Here is a 20,663-nt window from a genome sequence, read left to right on the forward strand (position 1 = left end):
CATGACGTCTTCGACCCCTTCGAACCCCGCTTCGAACTCGGCCTCGGGCCCCGCCGACTCCGCACGGCCGTCCCGGCGGGCCCGTGCCGAGGCCCTGCCCGAGGAGATGCGGGAAGCGCTGCGACGGCGGCTCGCCGGCCGGGCGGCCGGTGGTGCCGTCCCCGCCGCCCGGCAAGGCATCCCGCGCGCCGACCGGGAGCACCCCCTCCCGCTGTCCTTCGCTCAGCAGCGGCTGTGGTTCCTGGACCAGCTGCGGCCCGGCGACGCCCGCTACAACAGCGCGGTCGCGCTGCGCCTCACCGGTGCGCCGGACCAGAAGGCGCTCGGTGAGGCCCTGACCGCCGTCGTGGCCCGGCACGAGGCGCTGCGCACCACCTTCGAGGAGACCGACGGCCGCCCGGTGCAGCGCGTCCACCCGGCGGGCCCTGTGCCGCTGCCGGTCCGGGACGTCGGTGACCTGGACAAGGACCTCCTGTCGGAGTACTCCCGGCCCTTCGACCTGCGCAACGGCCCGCTGCTGCGCGCCCTGCTGCTGCGCGAGTCCGCGACCTCCCACGTCCTGCTGCTGATGGCCCATCACATCATTACGGACGGCTGGTCGATGGGCATCGTCCTGGACGAGCTGTGCACCGCCTACGACGCCCTCGCGCAGGGCGGCGCGCCCGCCCTGCCGCCGGTGGCCACGCAGTACCCGGACTTCGCGGTGTGGCAGCGCGACCGACTCTCGGGCGCGCGCCTCGAAGGCGAACTGGCCCACTGGCGAAAGAAGTTGGCCGGGGCGGTGGCGCCCGAGCTGCCTCTAGACCGGCCACGGCGCGGCGAGGAGGCGGGCGAAGGGGCCGTGAGTTCCTTCGCCATCCCTGCCCCGCTGACCGCGCGCCTGCGCGACCTCGCGAGAGAGCGGCACACCACCCTGCACACCGCCCTCGTCGCCGCCGCCCAGGCGCTGCTTGCCCGCTGGTCCGGGCAGGACGACATCACCGTCGGCTCCCTCACACCCGGCCGCTCCCGCACCGACCTGGAACGCACCGTCGGGTTCTTCGTGAACACCGTCGTGCTGCGCACCCCGGTCGACGCGTCCGGATCCTTCCGCGAACTGCTCGCCCGGGCGGCCGAGACGGTGGGCGACGCCTTCGCCCACGGCGACACACCGTTCGAGCGGATCGTGGAAGCGGTGGGCGCGCCCCGCGAGGCGGGCCGCAACCCGCTGTTCGACGTACTGGTCCTGCTGCACCCCGAACCGCCCGCCGCGACCGCCCCGCGAGGGCTCACCACCACCCCGGTCACCGTGCCCCGGCACGCGGCCACCTTCGACCTGAGCATCGAGTTCGTACCGGACGGCAACGGCCTGACCGGTCTCCTCGAGTACCGCACCGACCTGTTCGACGCGGCCACCGCCGAGCGCATGACCGGACAGCTGATACGCCTGCTCGAAGGCGCCTGCGCCGCGCCGGATCGCGCCCTTGGCAGCCTCCCGCTGCTCTCCGAGGAGGAGACCCGGCGCGTCGTCCACGACTGGAATCCCGCCCCGCTCCCCGTCACGGACACCACCTACCCCGAGCTGTTCGAACGCCAGGCGGCCCGCACCCCCGACGCCCTCGCCCTCGTCGCGGGCGGCGAACGCCTGGACTACGCCACGCTCAACGCCCGCGCCAACCGGCTCGCCCACCACCTCATCGCCCACGGCGCAGGCCCCGAACAACTGGTCGCCCTGCGGCTGCCGCGCACCGCCGACATGATCGTCGCGATCCTCGCCGTCTGGAAGTCGGGCGCGGGCTATCTCCCTCTGGACCCGGCTCTGCCCGAGGAGCGGGTCCGGTTCCTGCTGGACGACGCCCGCCCGGCCCTGGTCCTCGACGAACCGGCCCTGCGTGCCCTGCCCGCCGACGCCCCCGAAACCGACCCCACCGACGCCGACCGGCGCGTCCCGCTGCTGGCGGACCACACCGCGTACGTCATCTACACCTCCGGCTCCACCGGCCGCCCCAAGGGCGTCGCCGTCACCCACCGCGCGGCGGCGCACCTGCTCGCCGCCCACCGGGCCGGCTTCGTCGCCGAGGCGGGCGGCGGCCCGCTGAGGGTCGCGCTCACCGCGTCGTTCTCCTTCGACACCTCCCTCGAAGGCGTGCTGCTTATGGCCGACGGCCACCCATTGCACCTGGTCGACGAGACGACCCGGATGGACCCGGCCGCGCTGGTCGAGTACGTCGTCGAGCACCGCGTCGACTTCCTCGACGTCACCCCGTCCTACCTGCGGCAACTGCTGCCCGCCGGACTGCTCACCGACCCTCGGCACCACCCCCGCGTCCTCATGCTCGGCGGCGAGGCGGTCGGCCCCGCGCTCTGGCGCGAACTGGCCGCCCACCCGGACGTGGCCGCCCACAACTTCTACGGCCCCACCGAGTGCACGGTCGACGCGCTGTCCTGCCGTATCGACGGCGGGGACCGCCCGCTGGTGGGCCGCCCCCTGCCCGGAGTACGGGCGTACGTCCTTGACGACCGGCTCCGGCCGGTGCCGCCCGGTGTCGGCGGCGAGCTGTACCTCGCGGGCGGCCAGCTCGCCCGCGGCTACGCCGGCCGGCCGGGGCTGACCGCGGCCCGCTTCCTGCCCGACCCGTTCGGCGGGCCGGGAGAGCGGATGTACCGCACCGGCGACCTGGCCCGCTGGACCGCCGACGGCCGCCTGGACTACCTCGGGCGCGCCGACGACCAGGTCAAGGTGCGCGGCCACCGCATCGAGCCCGGCGAGATCGAGGCCGCCCTGCTCGCGCTGCCCGCCGTCGCCGCCGCCGCGGTCGTCGCCCTGCCGGACCCGCACGGCCACACCCGTCTCGCCGCCTACGTCGTCCCCGCGACCGACACGCCCCGGCCCGCCCCCGCCGACCTGCGGGCGGCCCTGCGCGAGGTGCTGCCCGACGCCCTTGTGCCGTCCTCCTTCACCTCACTGGACGCGTTGCCGCTGACCACCAGCGGCAAGCTGGACCGCCGAGCCCTGCCGACGCCGGAAAACAGTGCGGAGGAGCGGGAGTTCGTAGCCCCGCGCAACCCTGGCGAGGAGACCCTGGCCGGAATCTGGGCCGAAGTGCTCGGGGTCGCCCGGGTCGGCGTCACGGACAACTTCTTCGAGCTGGGCGGCGACTCGATCCTGAGCATCCAGGCCGTCTCCCGCGCCCGCGCGGCGGGCCTGCACATCGGCTCGCAGGACGTCTTCCGCCACCAGACGGTCGCCGACCTGGCCGCCGCCGCGTCCCGCCGTACCGCCGCCGTGCCCGCGCCCCGCCGCGCCCACCAGGACGGACCCGCCCCGCTCACCCCTGTCCAGGAGTGGTTCTTCGCCACGCATGGGCCGCTGCGGCACTTCGCCATGTCGATGCTGCTCGACCTTCCGTACGACCTCGACGAACGCGCCCTGGACCGGGCGCTGCACGCCGTCGTGGCCCGCCACCCGGCCCTGCGCACCCGCTTCACGTGCACCGATGGCACCTGGCGGCAGCACCCCGGCACCGGCCCCGCGACCGGACTGCTCACCCGCCGCGACCCTACGACCCCGCCCGCCGAGGCTGCCGAAGCGGCCCGCGCCGCCCTGGACCCGACGACCGGCGACCTGCTGCGCGCGGCCCTGCTCACCGGCGGCGAACGGCCGCAACTCTTCCTCAGCGCGCACCACTTGGCGGTCGACAGCGTCTCCTGGCGCGTCCTCCTCGCCGACCTGGAGCACGCCTATCGACAGGCCGCTGCCGGCGAGGAACCCGCGCCCGAGCCCGAGCACACCCCGTTCGCAGACTGGGCGCGGACCCTGACCGAACGGGTCCGGGCCGGTGACCTCGACGACGACCTGCCCCACTGGACGCAGGAGCTGGCGACGCCGCGCACCCCGCTCCCCGTCGATCTGCCCGGCACCCCGCTCGCCGGGTCCGTGCACACCGTCAGTACGCGCGTGGACCGGGACACCACCGAGGCACTGCTGCGGCGGATACCGGGCGCGTACCGCACCCAGGTCAACGACGTGCTGCTGAGCGCACTGAGCCGCGTACTGGCCGACTGGACGGGCGCCGAGCACGTGACCGTCGCACTGGAGGGCCACGGCCGGGAAGAGGAATTGGACGAGGGCGCCGATCTGTCCCGTACGGTCGGCTGGTTCACCACCCAGTACCCCGTAACCCTCACTCCGGCAGGACCGGACGACTGGGGGACCACCCTCAAGTCCGTCAAGGAACGACTGCGCGCCGTGCCGCGCCGCGGTCTGGGCTACCAGGCGCTCGGCCACCTCGGCTCACCGAGCCCCGAGGCCCGCGCGCTCGGTCAACTGCCGCTGCCCGACGTGTGCTTCACCTACCACGGGCAGTGGGAGGCGGCTGCCGGAGGCGACTTCGCGCCCGTCGCCGACGTGCCCGGCCGGGACATGGACCCCGACGCGCCGCTGGACCACCTCCTCGACGTGTCCGCCCTGGTCACCGACGGCCAACTGGAGATCACCTGGCACTACAGCGACCAGGTCCATCAGGAGGGCACAGTCCGGAACTTGGCCGACGGCATGGTGCGGGCGCTCGCCGCCATCGCCGAGCACTGCGCCCGGCCCGGCACGGGCGGACGTACGCCCTCCGACTTCCCGCTGGCCCGCCTGGACCAGGCCGGTGTGGACCGGCTCGTCGGCGACGGCCGTGACGTCGAGGACCTGCTGCCGCTCACTCCGCTCCAGGAAGGCATGCTCTTCCACCGGCTGGTCGGCGGAGACGACGACGTGTACGTCGACCAGGCCGCCCTGCTCCTCGAGGGCGTCAGCGACCCGGACGCCCTCGCCCTGGCCTGGCAGCGGGTGACCGACCGCACTCCCGCCCTGCGCACCTCGGTGGTGTGGGAGGGCGTCCCGGTGCCGCTCCAGGTCGTGCACCGGCGCGTCGAGGTACCCGTCGTCCAGTTGGACTGGCGCGACGTGGACGCGGGGGAGCGGGCCGAGCGCCTCGACCGGCTGCGCGCCGACGACCTCGCGCGCGGCCTCGACCTCGGCACGGCACCCCTGATGCGGCTCACCCTCGTCCGCCTCCCCGATGCCCGGCTGCACCTGCTGTGGACCTCCCACCACCTGATCCTGGACGGCTGGAGCCTCGCCCAGGTGCTCACCGACGTATCCGAGGAGTACGGGGCACTCACCACCGGCGCCGAGCCCCGGCCGTCGGCGCGGCGGCCGTTCGGCGACTACGTGCGCTGGCTGGCCGACCGGGACACCGAGGCCGCCCACGCGCACTGGCGGACCGTCCTCGACGGGTTCGCGACCCCGACCCCGTTGCCCGCCGACCGCGTCCGGCGCCCCGGGCACGAGACCCGGTCCGCCGACGTGCACACGGGCACCCTGTCCGACGACATCTCCGCCCGCCTTGCCCACACCGCCCGGATGGCCGGACTCACCCTCGGCACCGTGGTGCAGGGCGCCTGGGCGCTGCTCCTGTCGCGCTACAGCGCCGAACGGGACGTGCTGTTCGGCACCACCGTCTCCGGGCGGCCCGACGACCTGCCCGGCGCCGAGTCGATGGTGGGCATGTTCATCAACACGCTGCCCACCCGGGTCCGCGTGGACGGCGACCGCACGGCCGCCGTCTGGCTCCGGGCACTCCAGGAGGAACAGGCACAGGCACGCCGGTTCGCGGCGGTGTCCCTCGCCGAGCTGACCTCGCTGAGCGACGTACCGGCCGGCAGCCCGCTCTTCGACAGCATGGTGGCCTTCGAGAACTACCCCTTCGACGAGGCGCGTTCGGCCACCACCGGGATACGCCTGGCCGACGTCTCCTCCCGCGACGCCACCAACTTCCCGCTGGTGCTGCGGGCCTACCAGGGCGAGCGGTTCGGCTTCGACCTCGCCTACGACCCTCAGCTGTTCGACGCCACGACCGTACGCGCCCTCGCCGACCGGCTCTGCCTGCTGCTCACGGAGCTGGCCGACGACCCGGACCGGCCCGTGCGCTCCCTGGCCTGGACCACCGCCGAGGAACGGCGGCGGATGCTCACCGACTGGAACGGCACCGAGGAGGGCAGGCCCGCCGACACCCTGGACGCGCTGTTCGCCGCCCAGGCCGCCCGCACCCCGGACGCCGAGGCCGTCACCTGTGGCGAGGAACGGCTCGACTACGCCACCCTGGACGCGCGGGCGGGCCGTCTCGCCCACAAGCTCGTCGAACTCGGCGCCGGGCCCGAGACGTTCGTCGCCCTCGCGCTGCCCCGCTCCACCGACCTCGTCGTGGCCGTCCTCGCCGTCCTCAAGACCGGCGCCGCCTACCTGCCCATCGACCCCCGGCTGCCCGAGGAGCGCGTCCGGCACCTGCTCGCCGACGCCGGACCGGTCGCTCTGGTCACCACGCAGCAGACCGCGCCGGTCGTCCCGGACGTGCCCCGCCTGCTCCTCGACGACCCGGAGGTGTCCGCCGACCTGGCCCGCCGCCCGGCCGCAGGACCGACGGCCCGGCGCGCGCTGCCCGAGAGCCCCGCCTACGCCATCTACACCTCAGGCTCCACCGGCCGCCCCAAGGGTGTCGTCGTCCCGCACGCCAACGTGGTCCGGCTGTTCACCCGCACCCGGCACTGGTTCGGCTTCGGAGCCGACGACGTGTGGACGCTGTTCCACTCGTACGCCTTCGACTTCTCGGTGTGGGAGCTGTGGGGTCCGCTGCTGCACGGTGGCCGGCTCGTGATCGTCCCCGAGGACACCGCCCGCTCCCCGGAGGACTTCCTGCGCCTGCTCGTCGATGAACAGGTCACCGTCCTCAACCAGACGCCGTCCGCGTTCTACCCGCTGATCCGCGCGGACGCCGAACTGCCCGGCGTGGGCGACCGGGTGGCACTGCGCACCGTCATCTTCGGCGGTGAGGCGCTGGACGTGGGCAGGCTCGCCGACTGGTACGCCCGCCACCCGGACACCGCGCCCCGCCTGGTGAACATGTACGGCATCACCGAGACCACCGTGCACGTCACCTACGCGGACCTCGGCAGCTCGAACGCCCACACCGCCGCCGCCAGCCCCATCGGCACCGGCATACCCGACCTGCGGCTCTACGTCCTCGACGACACGCTCCAGCCGGTGCCGCCGGGCGCCGTGGGCGAACTGTTCGTGGCCGGTGAGGGTCTGGCGCGCGGTTACCTGAACCGGCCAGGGCTGACCGCTACCCGCTTCCTCGCCGACCCCTTCGGTCGGCCGGGCACCCGCATGTACCGCACCGGGGACCGGGCCCGCTGGCGCGCCGACGGCACCCTGGAGTACCTGGGCCGCGCCGACCAGCAGGTCAAGATCCGCGGCTACCGCATCGAGCCGGGCGAGATCGAGGCCGCCCTGCACGGCCACCCCGGCGTCGGCGCGGCCGCCGTCGGCGTGTACGAGGACACCGCGGGGACGCGGCGGCTTGTGGCTCATATCGTCGGCACCAGCGCTGGGGGGCAGGGGGAGTGCGCCACGCCGCCGCCCGCCGCCGAACTCCGCGCGTACCTCGAAGGACTGCTGCCCGCGCACATGGTGCCTGCCGCCTACGTGCCGCTGGCCGCCCTGCCGCTCACCGCCAACGGCAAGCTCGACCGCCGTGCCCTGCCCGCACCCGGCCCCGACGGCTTCGCCGCCGACGGCACGCGGACCCCGCCGAGCACCCGTGCCGAGCGGCTCGTCGCCGCCGCCTGGACCGACGTCCTTGACACCGACGAGGTCGGCGCCGACGACGACTTCTTCGCCCTCGGCGGCGACTCCATCCTCGCCGTCCGCGTCACCTCCCGGCTGCGCGCCGCCTTCGGCACGGACGTCTCGCCCCGCATGCTGTTCACCCACTCCACCCTCTGCGACCTCGCCGCCGCCCTGGGCGAGCCGGGCGGCGCGGACACCGCCGACGTCATCCCGGCCGCCGACCCGGACGCCCCGGCGCCCCTGTCGTACGCCCAGCAGCGCCTGTGGTTCCTCGACCGGTTCGAGCCGGGCAGCACGGAGTTCACGACCCTGTCCGTGCTGCGGCTGCGCGGTCCGCTGGACTGCGCAGTCCTGCGCACCGCCCTGGACGGCCTGGTCGCCCGGCACGAGGTGCTGCGGACGACGTTCGCCGAGCACGACGGTCAGGCCCGGCAGATCGTCCACCCGCCCCGGCCCGTGGACCTGCCGATCCTTGACCTCCCGGACGACGCCGCCCTGGACACCCTCGTGGAGCGGGTCGCCGCCACCCCCTTCGACCTGGCCACCGGCCCCCTGCTGCGGGCCCACCTGGCGCGCTTCGCCCCCGATGAGCACGTCCTCGTCCTGGCCGTGCACCACATCGTCACCGACGGCTGGTCCGTCGGCGTGCTTGCCCGCGACCTGGGCGAGCTCTACGCGGCCGCCCTGGAGGACCGCCGCCCGCAGCTCCCCGAGCTCCCCGTCCGCTACGCCGATTACGCGGCCTGGCAGCGTTCCCGCGCCGACCGCTCCGACGCCGAACTCGCGTACTGGCGCCGGGCCTTGGACGGCGTAACCCCACTGGAGCTGCCCACCGACCGGCCGCGCCCCGCCGTCCGCACCCGCGACGGCGCCCTGCTGACCTTCACCCTGCCCGCCGCGCTCACCGAGCGGCTGCGCGAGCGGGCACGGGAGGCCGACGCCACCCTCTACATGACCCTGGTGACGGCCTGCCAGACCCTGCTCGCCCGGTGGGCGGGCCAAGAGGACGTCACCGTCGGCACCGTCACCGCCGGCCGCGAGCGAGCCGAACTGCACGACCTGGTCGGCATGTTCGTCAATACGCTGGTGCTGCGCGCCCGGATCCGGCCCGGTGTGCCCTTCCGGGAACTGCTCGCCGAGGTGCGCGACACCGCCCTGGAGGCGTTCGCCCACCAGGAGGTGCCCTTCGAGCGCGTGGTGGACGCCCTCCAGCCCGAACGCGACACCAGCCGCACCCCGCTGTTCCAGGTCATGGTCGCCCTGCACAACCTCGGCGCCGAGCCACTCCGGCTGCCCGGCCTGACGGCGGAGCCGGTGACCCCGCCGGTGCGCGTCGCCACGTACGACCTCGCCTTCGACTTCGTGGAGGGCGACGACGGACTCACTGCCCACCTGGAGTACAACACCGGCCTTTTCGACACCGACACCGCCGAACGCCTGGCCACCCGGCTGCGCGTTCTGCTTGAGGCCGTCGCCGAGGACCCGGGGCAGAGCGCGGACCGGCTGCCGCTGATGACCGACGACGAGCGGCACCGCGTACTGCGCCAGGGTGAGGGCATCCGCCTGCCCGAGCCGGACACCACCTTCCCCGCCCTGTTCGAGGCCCAGGCCGCCCGCACCCCGGAGCACACCGCCCTGGTCGCCCGCGACGCCACGCTGGACTTCGCCGCGCTGAACCAGCGCGCCAACCGGCTCGCCCACCACCTCATCGCTCAAGGCGCGGGGCCCGAAGATGTGGTCGCGGTCCGGCTGCCGCGCACCAGCGACCTGATGGTGGCGGTGCTCGCCGTCCTCAAGGCGGGCGCCACCCTGCTCTGCCTCGACTTCGAACTCCCCGCCGAACGGCAGGAGTTCCTCCTCGCCGACGCCCGCCCGCACACCCTGCTGACCGGCCTCGACGCAGTGCCCTGGGACCGGCTGCCCGCCCACGACCCGACCGACGCCGACCGCGTCCGGCCCCTGCTGCCCGAGAACACCGCGTACATCATCTACACCTCGGGCTCCACCGGCCGCCCCAAGGGCGTCACCGTCGAACACCGCAATCTGGTCAACCTCTGCCACGACCACCGCGCGGGCCTGCTCGCCCCGCACACCGCCGACGGGCGGCGGCTGCGCGCCGCGCTCAGCGCCTCCTTCTCCTTCGACACCTCCTGGGAAGGACCGCTGCTCCTCGCGCTCGGCCACGAGGTCCACCTGATCGACGAGGACGTACGCCTGGACCCGCGGGCGTTCTGCGCCCAGGTCGCCGAACACCGCCTCGACCTGGTCAACGTCACCCCGTCCTACCTGCGCGAACTCACCGCCGCCGGGCTGCTCGCCGCCGACCGGCACCCCCCGCGCCTGCTGCTCGTCGGCGGCGAGGCCGTCACCACGGCCGACTGGCGCGACCTCGTGCGCGCCGAACAGGAGCTGGGCGTGGCGGTGTACAACATGTACGGCCCCACCGAGACCACCGTCGACGCCGTCTACGGCCGCTGCGCCGACCAGCCGCACCGTCCGCTCATCGGCCGCCCCGGCGGCAACCTGCGCGCGTACGTCCTCGACGGCGCCCTGCGCCCGGTGCCGCCCGGCACGCCCGGCGAGCTGTACCTGGCCGGGGCGCAGGTCGCCCGCGGCTATCTGAACCGGCCCGGCCTCACCGCGGCCCGCTTCCTCGCCGACCCGTTCGGGGTGCCCGGCGAGCGGATGTACCGCACCGGCGACCGCGCCCGCTGGGACCGCGACGGACTCCTGGAATTCCTGGGCCGCGCCGACGAGCAGGTCAAGATCCGAGGGTTCCGCATCGAACCAGGTGAGGTGGAGGCCGCCCTCCTGGACCACCCGGACGTCGCCGACGCGGCGGTGGCCGCCCGCGAGAACGCCGGCCGCCTCATGCTCGTCGGCTACGTCGTGCCCGCCACCGCCGACCGCGTGCCGTCCCCGGACGCCCTGCGCCTCGCGCTGCGCCGCACCCTGCCCGACCACATGGTGCCCGCCGCGTTCGTCCCGCTGGCCCGCATACCGCGCACCACCAGCGGCAAGACGGACCGGCGCGCCCTGCCCGCCCCGCCCGCACAGCCCGACAGCGGCACGCCCTACGTCGCTCCCCGGGCGGGCACGGAGGAACGGCTGGCCGCGATCTGGGCGGAGGTGCTCGGCGTCGAACGCGTCGGCGCCCGCGACAACTTCTTCACGCTCGGCGGCGACTCCATCCTGAGCATCCAGATCGTCTCCCGCGCCCGGCAGGCCGGACTCGCCCTCGCCACCAAGGACGTCTTCCGCCACCAGACGATCGCGGAACTCGCTCTGTGCGTACGGGAGTCGGCCCCGCAGCAGGATGCTGTCGAGGAGCCTGCCGAGGCGCCGCTCACCCCGATTCAGCACTGGTACCTGGACGGCCGCGACCCGGGGGAACGGCGGCTCCGCTTCACCATGACCCAGCGCCTCGAACTCGCCCCTGACACCACAGAACCGACGCTCCGGGCCGCCACCGACGCCCTCGTACGCCACCACGCCGCCCTGCGCACGCGGTTCCGCCGCACAGCCGACGGTTGGCGCCAGGATGTGCTGCCCGAGGCGCCGGACGGCGTCTTCACGCGGCACGACGCGGTCGGTCTGGACGATGCGTCGTTGGAGGCCGAGGTACAGCGGCTGACGGACGAGGCGCAGGCCGCCCTCGACCCCACCACTGGACGGGTGGTCCGCGTCCTGTCCTTCGGCCGCGGCCCCGGGCGGCCCGGGCAACTGGTCGTCACTGCACACCACTTGGTGATCGACGGCGTGTCCTGGCGCATCCTGCTCGCGGACCTGGAGGCCGCCCAGCGGGCGGCGGCGGACGGCCTGCCGGTGGAACTTCCTCCCACCGGCACGTCGTACGGCCACTGGGCGACCCGACTGGACCGGCACACCCGCTCCGGCGGGCTCGACGCCGACCTGCCGTACTGGACACGCACCGGCACGGCACCGGCCGAACTGCCCGCAGGCCGACCCGGCCCGAACACCCACGGCACCGCCACCACCCTCACCGTCACTCTTGACGCGCGGACCACCGACGCCCTGCTGCGCGAGGTTCCTCCGACCTACCGCACCCAGGTCAACGACGTCCTGCTCAGCGCTCTCGGCCGCACCCTGGCCCGCTGGTGCGGACGCGACACCGTCCTGCTGGGTGTCGAGGGCCACGGGCGCGAGGAACTGTTCGCGGACGTGGATCTGTCGCGGACCGTCGGCTGGTTCACCGCCGAGTTCCCGCTCGCCCTGTGCGTCGCCCCGGACGGCGGCTGGCACGACACTCTCCGCTCGGTGAAGGAGCAGCTGCGCGCGGTGCCGCTGCACGGCCTGAGCCACGGCGCCTTGCGCCATCTCGTGCCCGGCAGCCCGCTCGCCGCGGCCCCCGCCCCGCAGGTCGGCTTCAACTACCACGGCCAATGGGACACGGACACCGCCGGCGGCCTGTTCCGTGGCGCCCTGCCACCGGCGGGCCGGGACACCGACCCGGAAGAACCCCGGCCCTACCTCCTGGACATCACCGGCGTGGTCCAGGAGGGTCAGCTCGAACTCGGCTGGACCTACCCGGCCGCCGTCTACGACCACGCCACCGTCGAGCGGCTCGCCGAGGACATGCTCGCGGCCCTGCGGGAGATCGTCGCGCACTGTGCCCGCCCCGAGGCGGGCGGCCGCACCCCCTCCGACTTCCCCCTCGCCGACCTCGCCCAGAAACAGCTAGACCAGCTCCTGGGCACCGGCCAACACGTCGAGGACGTCCTGCCGCTCACCCCGCTCCAGTCCGGGATGCTCTTCCACGGCCTCGTGGACACCGAGCACGCCTACTTCGACCGCACGGCCGTACGCCTGTCCGGCGTCGCCGACCCGCAGGCCTTCGCCACCGCCTGGCAGCAGGTCGCCGACCGCACCCCGGCGCTGCGCACCAGCGTCCACTGGCACGGCCTGCCGCACCCGGTCCAGGTCGTCCACCGCCACGCGGAACTGCCCGTCCGCCACCTCGACTGGCGCGCGCTCACGCCCGCCGAACGCGCCTCGGCCACCGAACAGCTGCTCGCCGAGGACCGCGCCGCCGGCATGGACCTCGGCACGGCGCCGCTCACCCGGCTCGCCCTGGCCGCCCTGCCCGGCGACGAGGTGCTGCTCGTGTGGTCCACCCACCACATCGTCCTCGACGGCTGGAGCACCGGGCAGCTGCTCACGGAGGTGTGCGAACGTTACGCCACACTCACCGGGGGACCTGACCAGGCGCCCCCGCTGCGGCGGCCCTTCGCGGACTTCCTGCACTGGCTGCGGGAGCAGGACGAGGCGGCGGCGGAGCGGCACTGGGCCGACGCCCTCGACGGGTTCACCGTCAGGACCCCGCTGCCGTACGACCGTACGCCCACCGAGGCCCACCGGGCCCGCTCCGCGGCGGCCGTCCACCACGAGCTGGACGACGGTCTCTCACGGCGACTGCGGGAGACCGCCGCCCGCGCCGGACTCACCGTGAACACGGTGGTGGAGGGCGCCTGGGCGCTGCTGCTCGCCCGCTCCGGCGGACGCGACGACGTGGTCTTCGGCACCACCGTCTCCGGCCGCCCGGCCGAACTGCCCGGTGTCGAAGGCATGATCGGCATGTTCATCAACACGGTGCCGACCCGGGTCCGCATACCCGCCGGGCCGGTGCTGCCGTGGCTGCGCGACCTCCAGGAACGGCAGAGCGACGCCCGCCGCTTCGACTTCCTCGCCCTGCCCCGCATCCAGGCCGTGAGTGAAGTCCCGTCCGGCGAGGCGCTGTTCGACAGCATGGTGGTGTTCGAGAACTACCCCGTGGACGAGTCGGCGACGGCCCGCACAGGGGTCCAGGTCGAGGAGGTGCGCGCCGACGACGCCACCACCTTCCCCTGGTGCCTCCGCGCCCACCTGGCCGAACGGCTCGGCTTCGACCTGGCCTACGACCCCGACCTGTTCGACCCCGCCACCGCCGAGCGAGCAGCGGCCCGCCTGGCCGGACTGCTCACCGCCCTAGCCGACGGATTCGACACCGACCTGACCGACCTGGACGTGCTCGCCCCGGCGGACCGCGAGCTGCTGGCCACCTGGAACATCGCCGCCCGCCGGACCACGCCGCGCAGCCCCGTCGACCTGTTCACCGAACAGGCCCGACGTACCCCGGACGCATCCGCGATCCACGACGGCGACCGCCGACTGACCTACCGTCAACTCCATGACTGGGCACACTCGCTGGCCGCCAGGCTGCGGACCGACGGGCTGGCCCCCGAGGACCGGGTGGCGCTGCTCCTCGACCGCTCCGCCGAACTGGTCGTAGCCCAGCTCGCCGTCCTCATGGCCGGCGGGGCCTATGTCCCCGTCGACACCCGAGCCCCCGAGGAACGCCGCCGCACCTTGCTCGCCCAGGCGGGCGCGACCCGCCGGCTCACCGCCGTGGAGGTAGCCGCTGCCCGGCCCGGGACCCCGCGGCGAGACGGTCGGCCCGCGCTGTCCACCGACCCCGACCAACTCGCCTACGTGATGTTCACCTCCGGGTCCACCGGGCTGCCCAAGGCGGTCGCGGTGCGGCACCGGGACGTGGCGGCGCTGGCAACCGACAGCCGGTTCACCGGCGGGGTGTGCGACCGTGTGCTGCTGCACTCGCCGGTGGCGTTCGACGCCGCCACCTTCGAGGTGTGGGCGCCGCTCCTCAACGGCGGCTGCGTGGTCGTGGCCCCGGGCGGCACCGTCGACGCGGCCTCGCTGCGCCGGCTCGCCGCCGACGGCGGACTGACCGCGCTGTGGCTCACCGCCGGACTGTTCCGGCTGCTCGCGCAGGACGCGCCCGACTGCTTCCGCGGCCTCACGCAGCTGTGGACCGGCGGTGACGTGGTACCGGCGCAGGCCGTACGCCGGGTGCTCGACGCCTGCCCCGGCCTGACTGTCGTGGACGGCTATGGCCCCACCGAGACCACCACCTTCGCGACCTCCTTCGCCCTCACCGACCCTGCGGCGGTGCCCGGCACGATCCCCATCGGCCGGCCGTTGGACGACATGCGGGCGCTGGTCCTCGACTCCCGGCTGCGGCCCGTGCCGCCGGGCTGCCCGGGTGAGCTGTACCTGGCCGGGGAGGGGGTCGCCCGGGGATACCTGGGGCGACCCGGCGACACCGCAGGCCGCTTCCTCGCCGATCCGCTCGGCCCGCCCGGCGCCCGCATGTACCGCACCGGCGACCTGGCCCGGCGGCGCCCGGACGGCACCGTCGAGTTCCTCGGCCGCGCCGACGACCAGGTGAAGATCCGGGGCTTCCGGGTGGAGCCAGGCGAGGTCGAGGCCGTGCTCGCCGCCCACCCGGACGTCGTCGACGTGGCCGTCCTGGCCCGCGAGGACCGCCCCGGCGCCAAGCGGCTCGTCGCCTACGTCGTCGGACCGGCCGGTGAGGACGGCGATGCGCTGCGGGCGTACGCCGCCCGTACCCTGCCCGACTACCTCGTGCCCACCACCGTCGTCCCGCTCACCGCGCTGCCGCTCAGCCGCAACGGCAAGGTCGACCGGGCCGCCCTGCCCGCGCCGGACGCCGACGCCGCGCCGGGCCGCGAGCGGGTCGAGCCCCGCACCGAGGCCGAGCGTCGCACAGCGGACGTCTTCGGCGAGGTGCTCGGCAGCGAACCGCCCTGTGTGGAAGACGACTTCTTCCAGCTCGGCGGCGACTCGATCCTCAGCATCAGGCTCGCCTCCCGCCTCGCCGAGACCTTCGACACCGACCTCACACCGCGCGCGGTCTTCACCCACCCGACACCGGCCGCCCTGGCCCGCCTGCTCGGCGAAGAGCGGCAGGGCTCCGGCCGCCCGGCGCTCGTCCCGGTCGCCCGTGACGCGGTCGCACCCATGTCACATGCCCAGCAACGCCTCTGGTTCCTGCACGAGTTCGAGCCCGACAGCGCCGAGTACGTCACCACCCTCGCCCTGCGGCTGCGCGGCACCCTGGCCACCGACGCGCTGCGCGCCGCCCTCGGCGCCGTGGTGGCCCGGCACGAGTCGTTGCGCACCACTTTCGACAGCATCGACGGGCATGGCATTCAACGCGTCCACCCGCCCCAGGGCGTGCCCTTGCCCGTGCACGACATGTCCGGGCTCGACGCGGGGGAGCGGGACACGGCCGTGCGCCGCCTGCTCGCCGAGGAACGCCTCCGCCCCTTCGACCTGCGTGAAGGACCGCTGCTCCGCGCCTGCCTGCTCCGGCTCGCCGAGGACGACCACGTACTCGCCCTCACCCTGCACCACATCGTCACCGACGGCTGGTCGACCTCCGTCCTGCTCGGCGACCTCACGCACTTCTACCGGTCCGAACTCGGCGTAGAGGTAGGTGAATTGGCGCCTCTGCCGGTTCAGTACGCCGACTACGCCCACTGGCAGCGCACCACCGGCGACACCGAGGCCGACGAGCACCTCGCCTACTGGAAGCAGCAACTGGCCGACACCGCACCGCTGGAGCTGCCCACCGACCGGCCCCGGCCTGCCGTCCGCACCAGCGCCGGAGCGAACACCCGGCTGGTCGTGCCCGCCTCCATCGCCCGGCGGCTCACCCGGATCGCCCGCGACCACGGCACCACCCTGTTCACCACGCTCGTGGCCGCCGCCCAGAGCTACCTCGCCCGGCTCTCCGGCAGCGAGGACATAGTCGTCGGCACTGTCAATGCCGGCCGCGACCGGCCCGAGACGCAGGCCCTCGTCGGCTTCTTCGTCAACACCCTGGTGCTGCGCTCCCGGGTCGAGACCGACCGGCCGTTCACCGCGTTCCTCGGCGACGTACGGCAGACCGTCATGGACGCCTTCGCCCACCAGGACGTGCCGTTCGAACGGGTCGTGGACGAGGTGCAGCCCGTCCGCGACACCAGCCGCAGCCCGCTCTTCCAGGTCATGGTCGTCCTCCAGAACACTCCGGCCGTCGCCCTCGACCTGCCCGGCCTGGACGTCACCGACGTCGAACCGGAGTCGGAGCAGACCGCGTTCGACCTCACTCTGGAGTTCGCCGAGACCGACTCCGGTGAGCTGCACGCCCTGCTCACCTACAACACCGACCTGTTCGACACGGCCACGGCCGACCGGATGGCGGCCCAGCTCGGCACCCTGCTGCACGCCGTCGCCGAGGACCCCTGCCGCCCGCTCGGCGCGCTGCCACTCGCCTCCGACTACCAGCGAGGGGACCTGCTGGCGCAGGGCCGGGGCACTTTCCGCCCGGTGCCGGAAGCCACCCTGCCCGCCCTGTTCGAACGGCAGGCGGCACGTACCCCTGATGCCGTGGCGCTGATCGACGGCGACCGGGAGCTGACGTACGCCGACGTCGACCGGGCCGCCAACCGGCTGGCCCACCGGCTCGTCCGGGACGGTGTCGGACCCGAGCGCGTGGTGGCCCTCGCACTGCCGCGCTCGGCGGCGGCCGTGGTCGCGCAGCTCGCTGTCACCAAGGCCGGTGGGGCCTTTCTGCCCGTGGACCCCGACTACCCGCCGCAGCGAAGGGAGTTCATGATCCGGGACGCGGGCGCCCACCTGGTCCTCGACGACCCGGCCGAGGCGTGGTCCACCGAGGGGCCGGGCACGGCACTCACGGACGCCGACCGCACCATCGCGCTCACCCCTGCCCATCCCGCCTACGTCATCTACACCTCAGGCTCCACCGGCACGCCCAAGGGCGTCGTGGTCACCCACCGGGGCCTCGCCTCCTTCGCCGCTGCGGCCGCCGAGCAGTACGCGGCGGGACCCGGCGACCGCGTGCTCCAGTTCGCCTCCCCGAGCTTTGATGCGTCCGTACTCGAACTGTGTGTTTCCCTGCTCAGCGGGGCCGCGCTGGTGACGGGCGAGGAAGGGCCACTGGTCGGGGAGCGGCTCGCGGAAGTGCTTGCCGAACGGCGCGTCAGCCATACGCTGATCCCGCCGGCGGCCCTGGCCACGCTGCCGCCGGAGAGCGCCGCTGCCCTGCCCGACCTGCGCACCCTCATCGTCGGCGCCGAGGCCTGCCCGGCCGACCTGGTCGACACCTGGGCCCCCGGCCGCCGCATGGTCAACTCCTACGGCCCGACTGAGGCCACCGTGGTCGCCACTTGGACCGGCCCGCTGGTCGCGGGCACCGGTACCCCGACCATCGGCCGTCCGTCCGGCGCCACGCGCGTGTACGTGCTCGACGCCGCCCTGCGCCCCGTACCGCTCGGCGTGACCGGCGAGTTGTACATCGCGGGGCCCGGCCTCGCCCGCGGCTACCTGGGGCGGCCGCAGCTCACCGCCCAGCGGTTCCTGCCCGACCCGTTCGGCGCGCCGGGGGAGCGGATGTACCGCACCGGGGACCTGGTCCGCTGGACCGCCGACGGGCGGCTGCGGTTCGCCGGCCGCGCCGACGACCAGGTCAAACTGCGCGGCTTCCGCATCGAGCCCGGGGAGATCGAGAGCGCGCTGCGGCGCAGCCCGCTGGTGCGGGACGCGGCCGTGGTCGTCCGTGCGGGGGAGGGGGCCGGCGCGCCGGCCCGGCTTGTCGCCTACGTGGTACCGACACAGCCGTCCGCTATGGCACCGGCTCACCCTGATCCGTCGGGCACCGGCTCCTCAGGCTCCGAACTGTCGGGCGCAGGCCCGTCTGGCACCGGGTTCTCGGGCGCCGATCCGTCAGGCGCCGGCTCGTCTGGCGTCGGCTTCTCGGGCACCGATCCGTCCGGCACCGGCCCGTCGGGCTCCGATTCGTCTGGCGTCGGCTTCTCGGGCACCGATCCGTCCGGCACCGGCCCGTCGGGCTCCGATTCGTCTGGCGCCGGCTCTTTGGGCACCGAACCGTCCGGCACCGACCCGTCCCGCACGGGCTCCTCGGGCACGGATCCGTCAGGCACGGATCCGTCGGGCGCCGGCTCGTCTGGCACCGGCCCGTTCCGCACGGGCTCCTCGGGCACCGACCCGGCCGCCACCGGGCCGTCGGGCGCTGAACCGCCCGGCACCGCCACCGCCCACCCCGACCAGACCGGAACCGACCCCTCGCGCACCGACCCGTCCAGGACGGGTTCCCCGGGCGCCGACCTGCCAGGGGCGGGTTCCCTGGGCGCCGACCTGCCCGGAACCGGTTCCCCGGGCGCCGACCTGCCTGGGACCGGCTCCCCGGGCACCGACCTGCCTGGGACCGGCTCCCCGGGCGCCGACCTGTCCGAAACAGGCGCCTCACGCACCGCGTCGCCCGCCCCCGCGCTCCCCATCGCCGAACTGCGGCTGCACCTGGCCGGGTCGCTGCCACCGCACATGGTGCCCTCGGTCTTCGTGCCGCTCGACCGGTTGCCGCTCACCCCGAACGGCAAGACCGACCGTCGGGCGCTCCCCGCGCCCGGGCCCGCCCAGGCCGCCCACGGTCCGCGAACCGCGCCGCGCACCGACACCGAACGCCGTATCGCCCGGATCTGGGCCGATGTGCTCGGCATCGAGGAGGTCGGTGCCGACGACAACTTCTTCGCGCTCGGCGGCGACTCCATCCTGAGCATGCAGGTCGTCTCCCGGCTGCGCCGCGACGGTCTGCACGTGGCGACCCGGGACCTGTTCACGCACCAGACCGTCGCCGAACTCGCCACCGTGGTCCGCACCGCGCCCCGGCGCTCCGCCGACGGCCCCGTGACCGGCGAGGTACCGCTCACCCCGATCCAGGAGTGGTTCCTCACCACACCCCGTGCGGCCCACCACCACTTCAACCAGTCGGCACTGCTGGAACTCGACGGCCGCCCCGACCCGGGGGCGCTGCGCGCCGCGCTCGACGCCCTCCTTGAGCACCACGACGCCCTGCGCATGCGTTTCACCCAGGACGAGCACGGCTGGCGGCAGTTCAACCCGCCGCCCGCCGCAGGCGACGACATCCTCGTACGTCACGACCTGACGGGTCTGGCCGCCGATGAGGCCGACGCGGCGATGGCGAAGGCCGCCGACGAACTCCACGCGGGCTTCGACCTGGCCCGCGGCCCGCACCTGCGGGCGGCCCTGTTCACCGGGGACCCGGACCGGCCCGCATACCTCCTCCTCGTCGCGCACCACTTGGTCGTGGACGCCGTCTCCTGGCGCATCCTGCGCGACGATCTGGAGAGCGCCTACCGACAGGCCCTCCAGGGAGACCCGGTCGCGCTGGGCGAGCGCGGCACCAGCTTCCGCACCTGGTCCCGGCGCCTCGCCGAACACGTCGCCGAGGGCGGCCTCGACCACGAACTGCCGCACTGGGAGCAGACGACAGGCGCCGAACCGGCCCCCGCCACCGCCCCCGCAGACCCCGCCACCGCCACCGGCGACGAGCCGGCCGCCACGGTGAGCGTCGAACTCGACGAGGACGACACCGCGGCCCTGCTACGCTCCGCGCCCACCGCCTACCGCACCCGCGTCAACGACGTACTGCTCGCCGCGCTCGCCCTGGCACTGGCCCGCTGGACCGGCCACGACCGGGTCCGCCTGGACCTGGAGGGCCACGGCCGGGAGGACCTGCTCGACGACGTAGACCTCTCGCGCACCGTCGGCTGGTTCACCACCGTGTACCCGGTCGCCATCCAGGTGCCCGGCCCCGGCGACCTCGGCCCGGACCGCGACTGGCGATCCCTGGTCAAGGCGGTCCGCCGCCAGCTGCGCGCCGTCCCCGGCAACGGCATCGGTTACGGCGCCCTGCGCACCTTCGGCTCGCCCGAGGTCCGCGAACGCCTCGGCGACCGGGCCCACAGCCAGGTGGTGTTCAACTACCTCGGCCAGTGGGACGCGCGCCCCGAGACGGCGAACGGCGGCCTGGTCCGCGCCGAACACGGCTCCTTCGGACAGGACCACGACCCCCGGGACCCCGGCTCCCACCCGGTGGAAGTCGTGGGCGCGGTGCAGCAAGGCCGGCTCGCCTTCACGTGGCACCACCGGCCGGGCCTCCACGACACCGCGACCGTGCGCCGGGCGGCCGAGGACTTCGCCGAGGCCCTGCGCCACCTCGCCCGGCACGCCCGGGGAGGCAGGTGACGACACTCCGCTCCCGCGAGGCACCGTCCCGGCGGACCGCCCGGCATAGCCCTCG

General features: G+C 74.4%; 1 protein-coding gene. It reads left to right on the forward strand.

The features are described 5' to 3' along the window. Position 1 precedes the first annotated feature (1 nt). Complete coding sequence (locus ACZ7LU_RS07670; RefSeq protein WP_471916028.1) at positions 2-20,608, forward strand: non-ribosomal peptide synthase/polyketide synthase; 20,607 nt, start codon at positions 2-4, stop codon at positions 20,606-20,608. Positions 20,609-20,663 lie beyond the last annotated feature (55 nt).

The sequence above is a fragment of the Streptomyces sp. NPDC039462 genome (genome assembly GCF_055639375.1).

Excerpts from the sequence above, each read along its gene's own strand:
- ACZ7LU_RS07670 (WP_471916028.1), top strand. The coding sequence starts at position 2 with ATGACGTCTTCGACCCCTTCGAACCCCGCTTCGAACTCGGCCTCGGGC.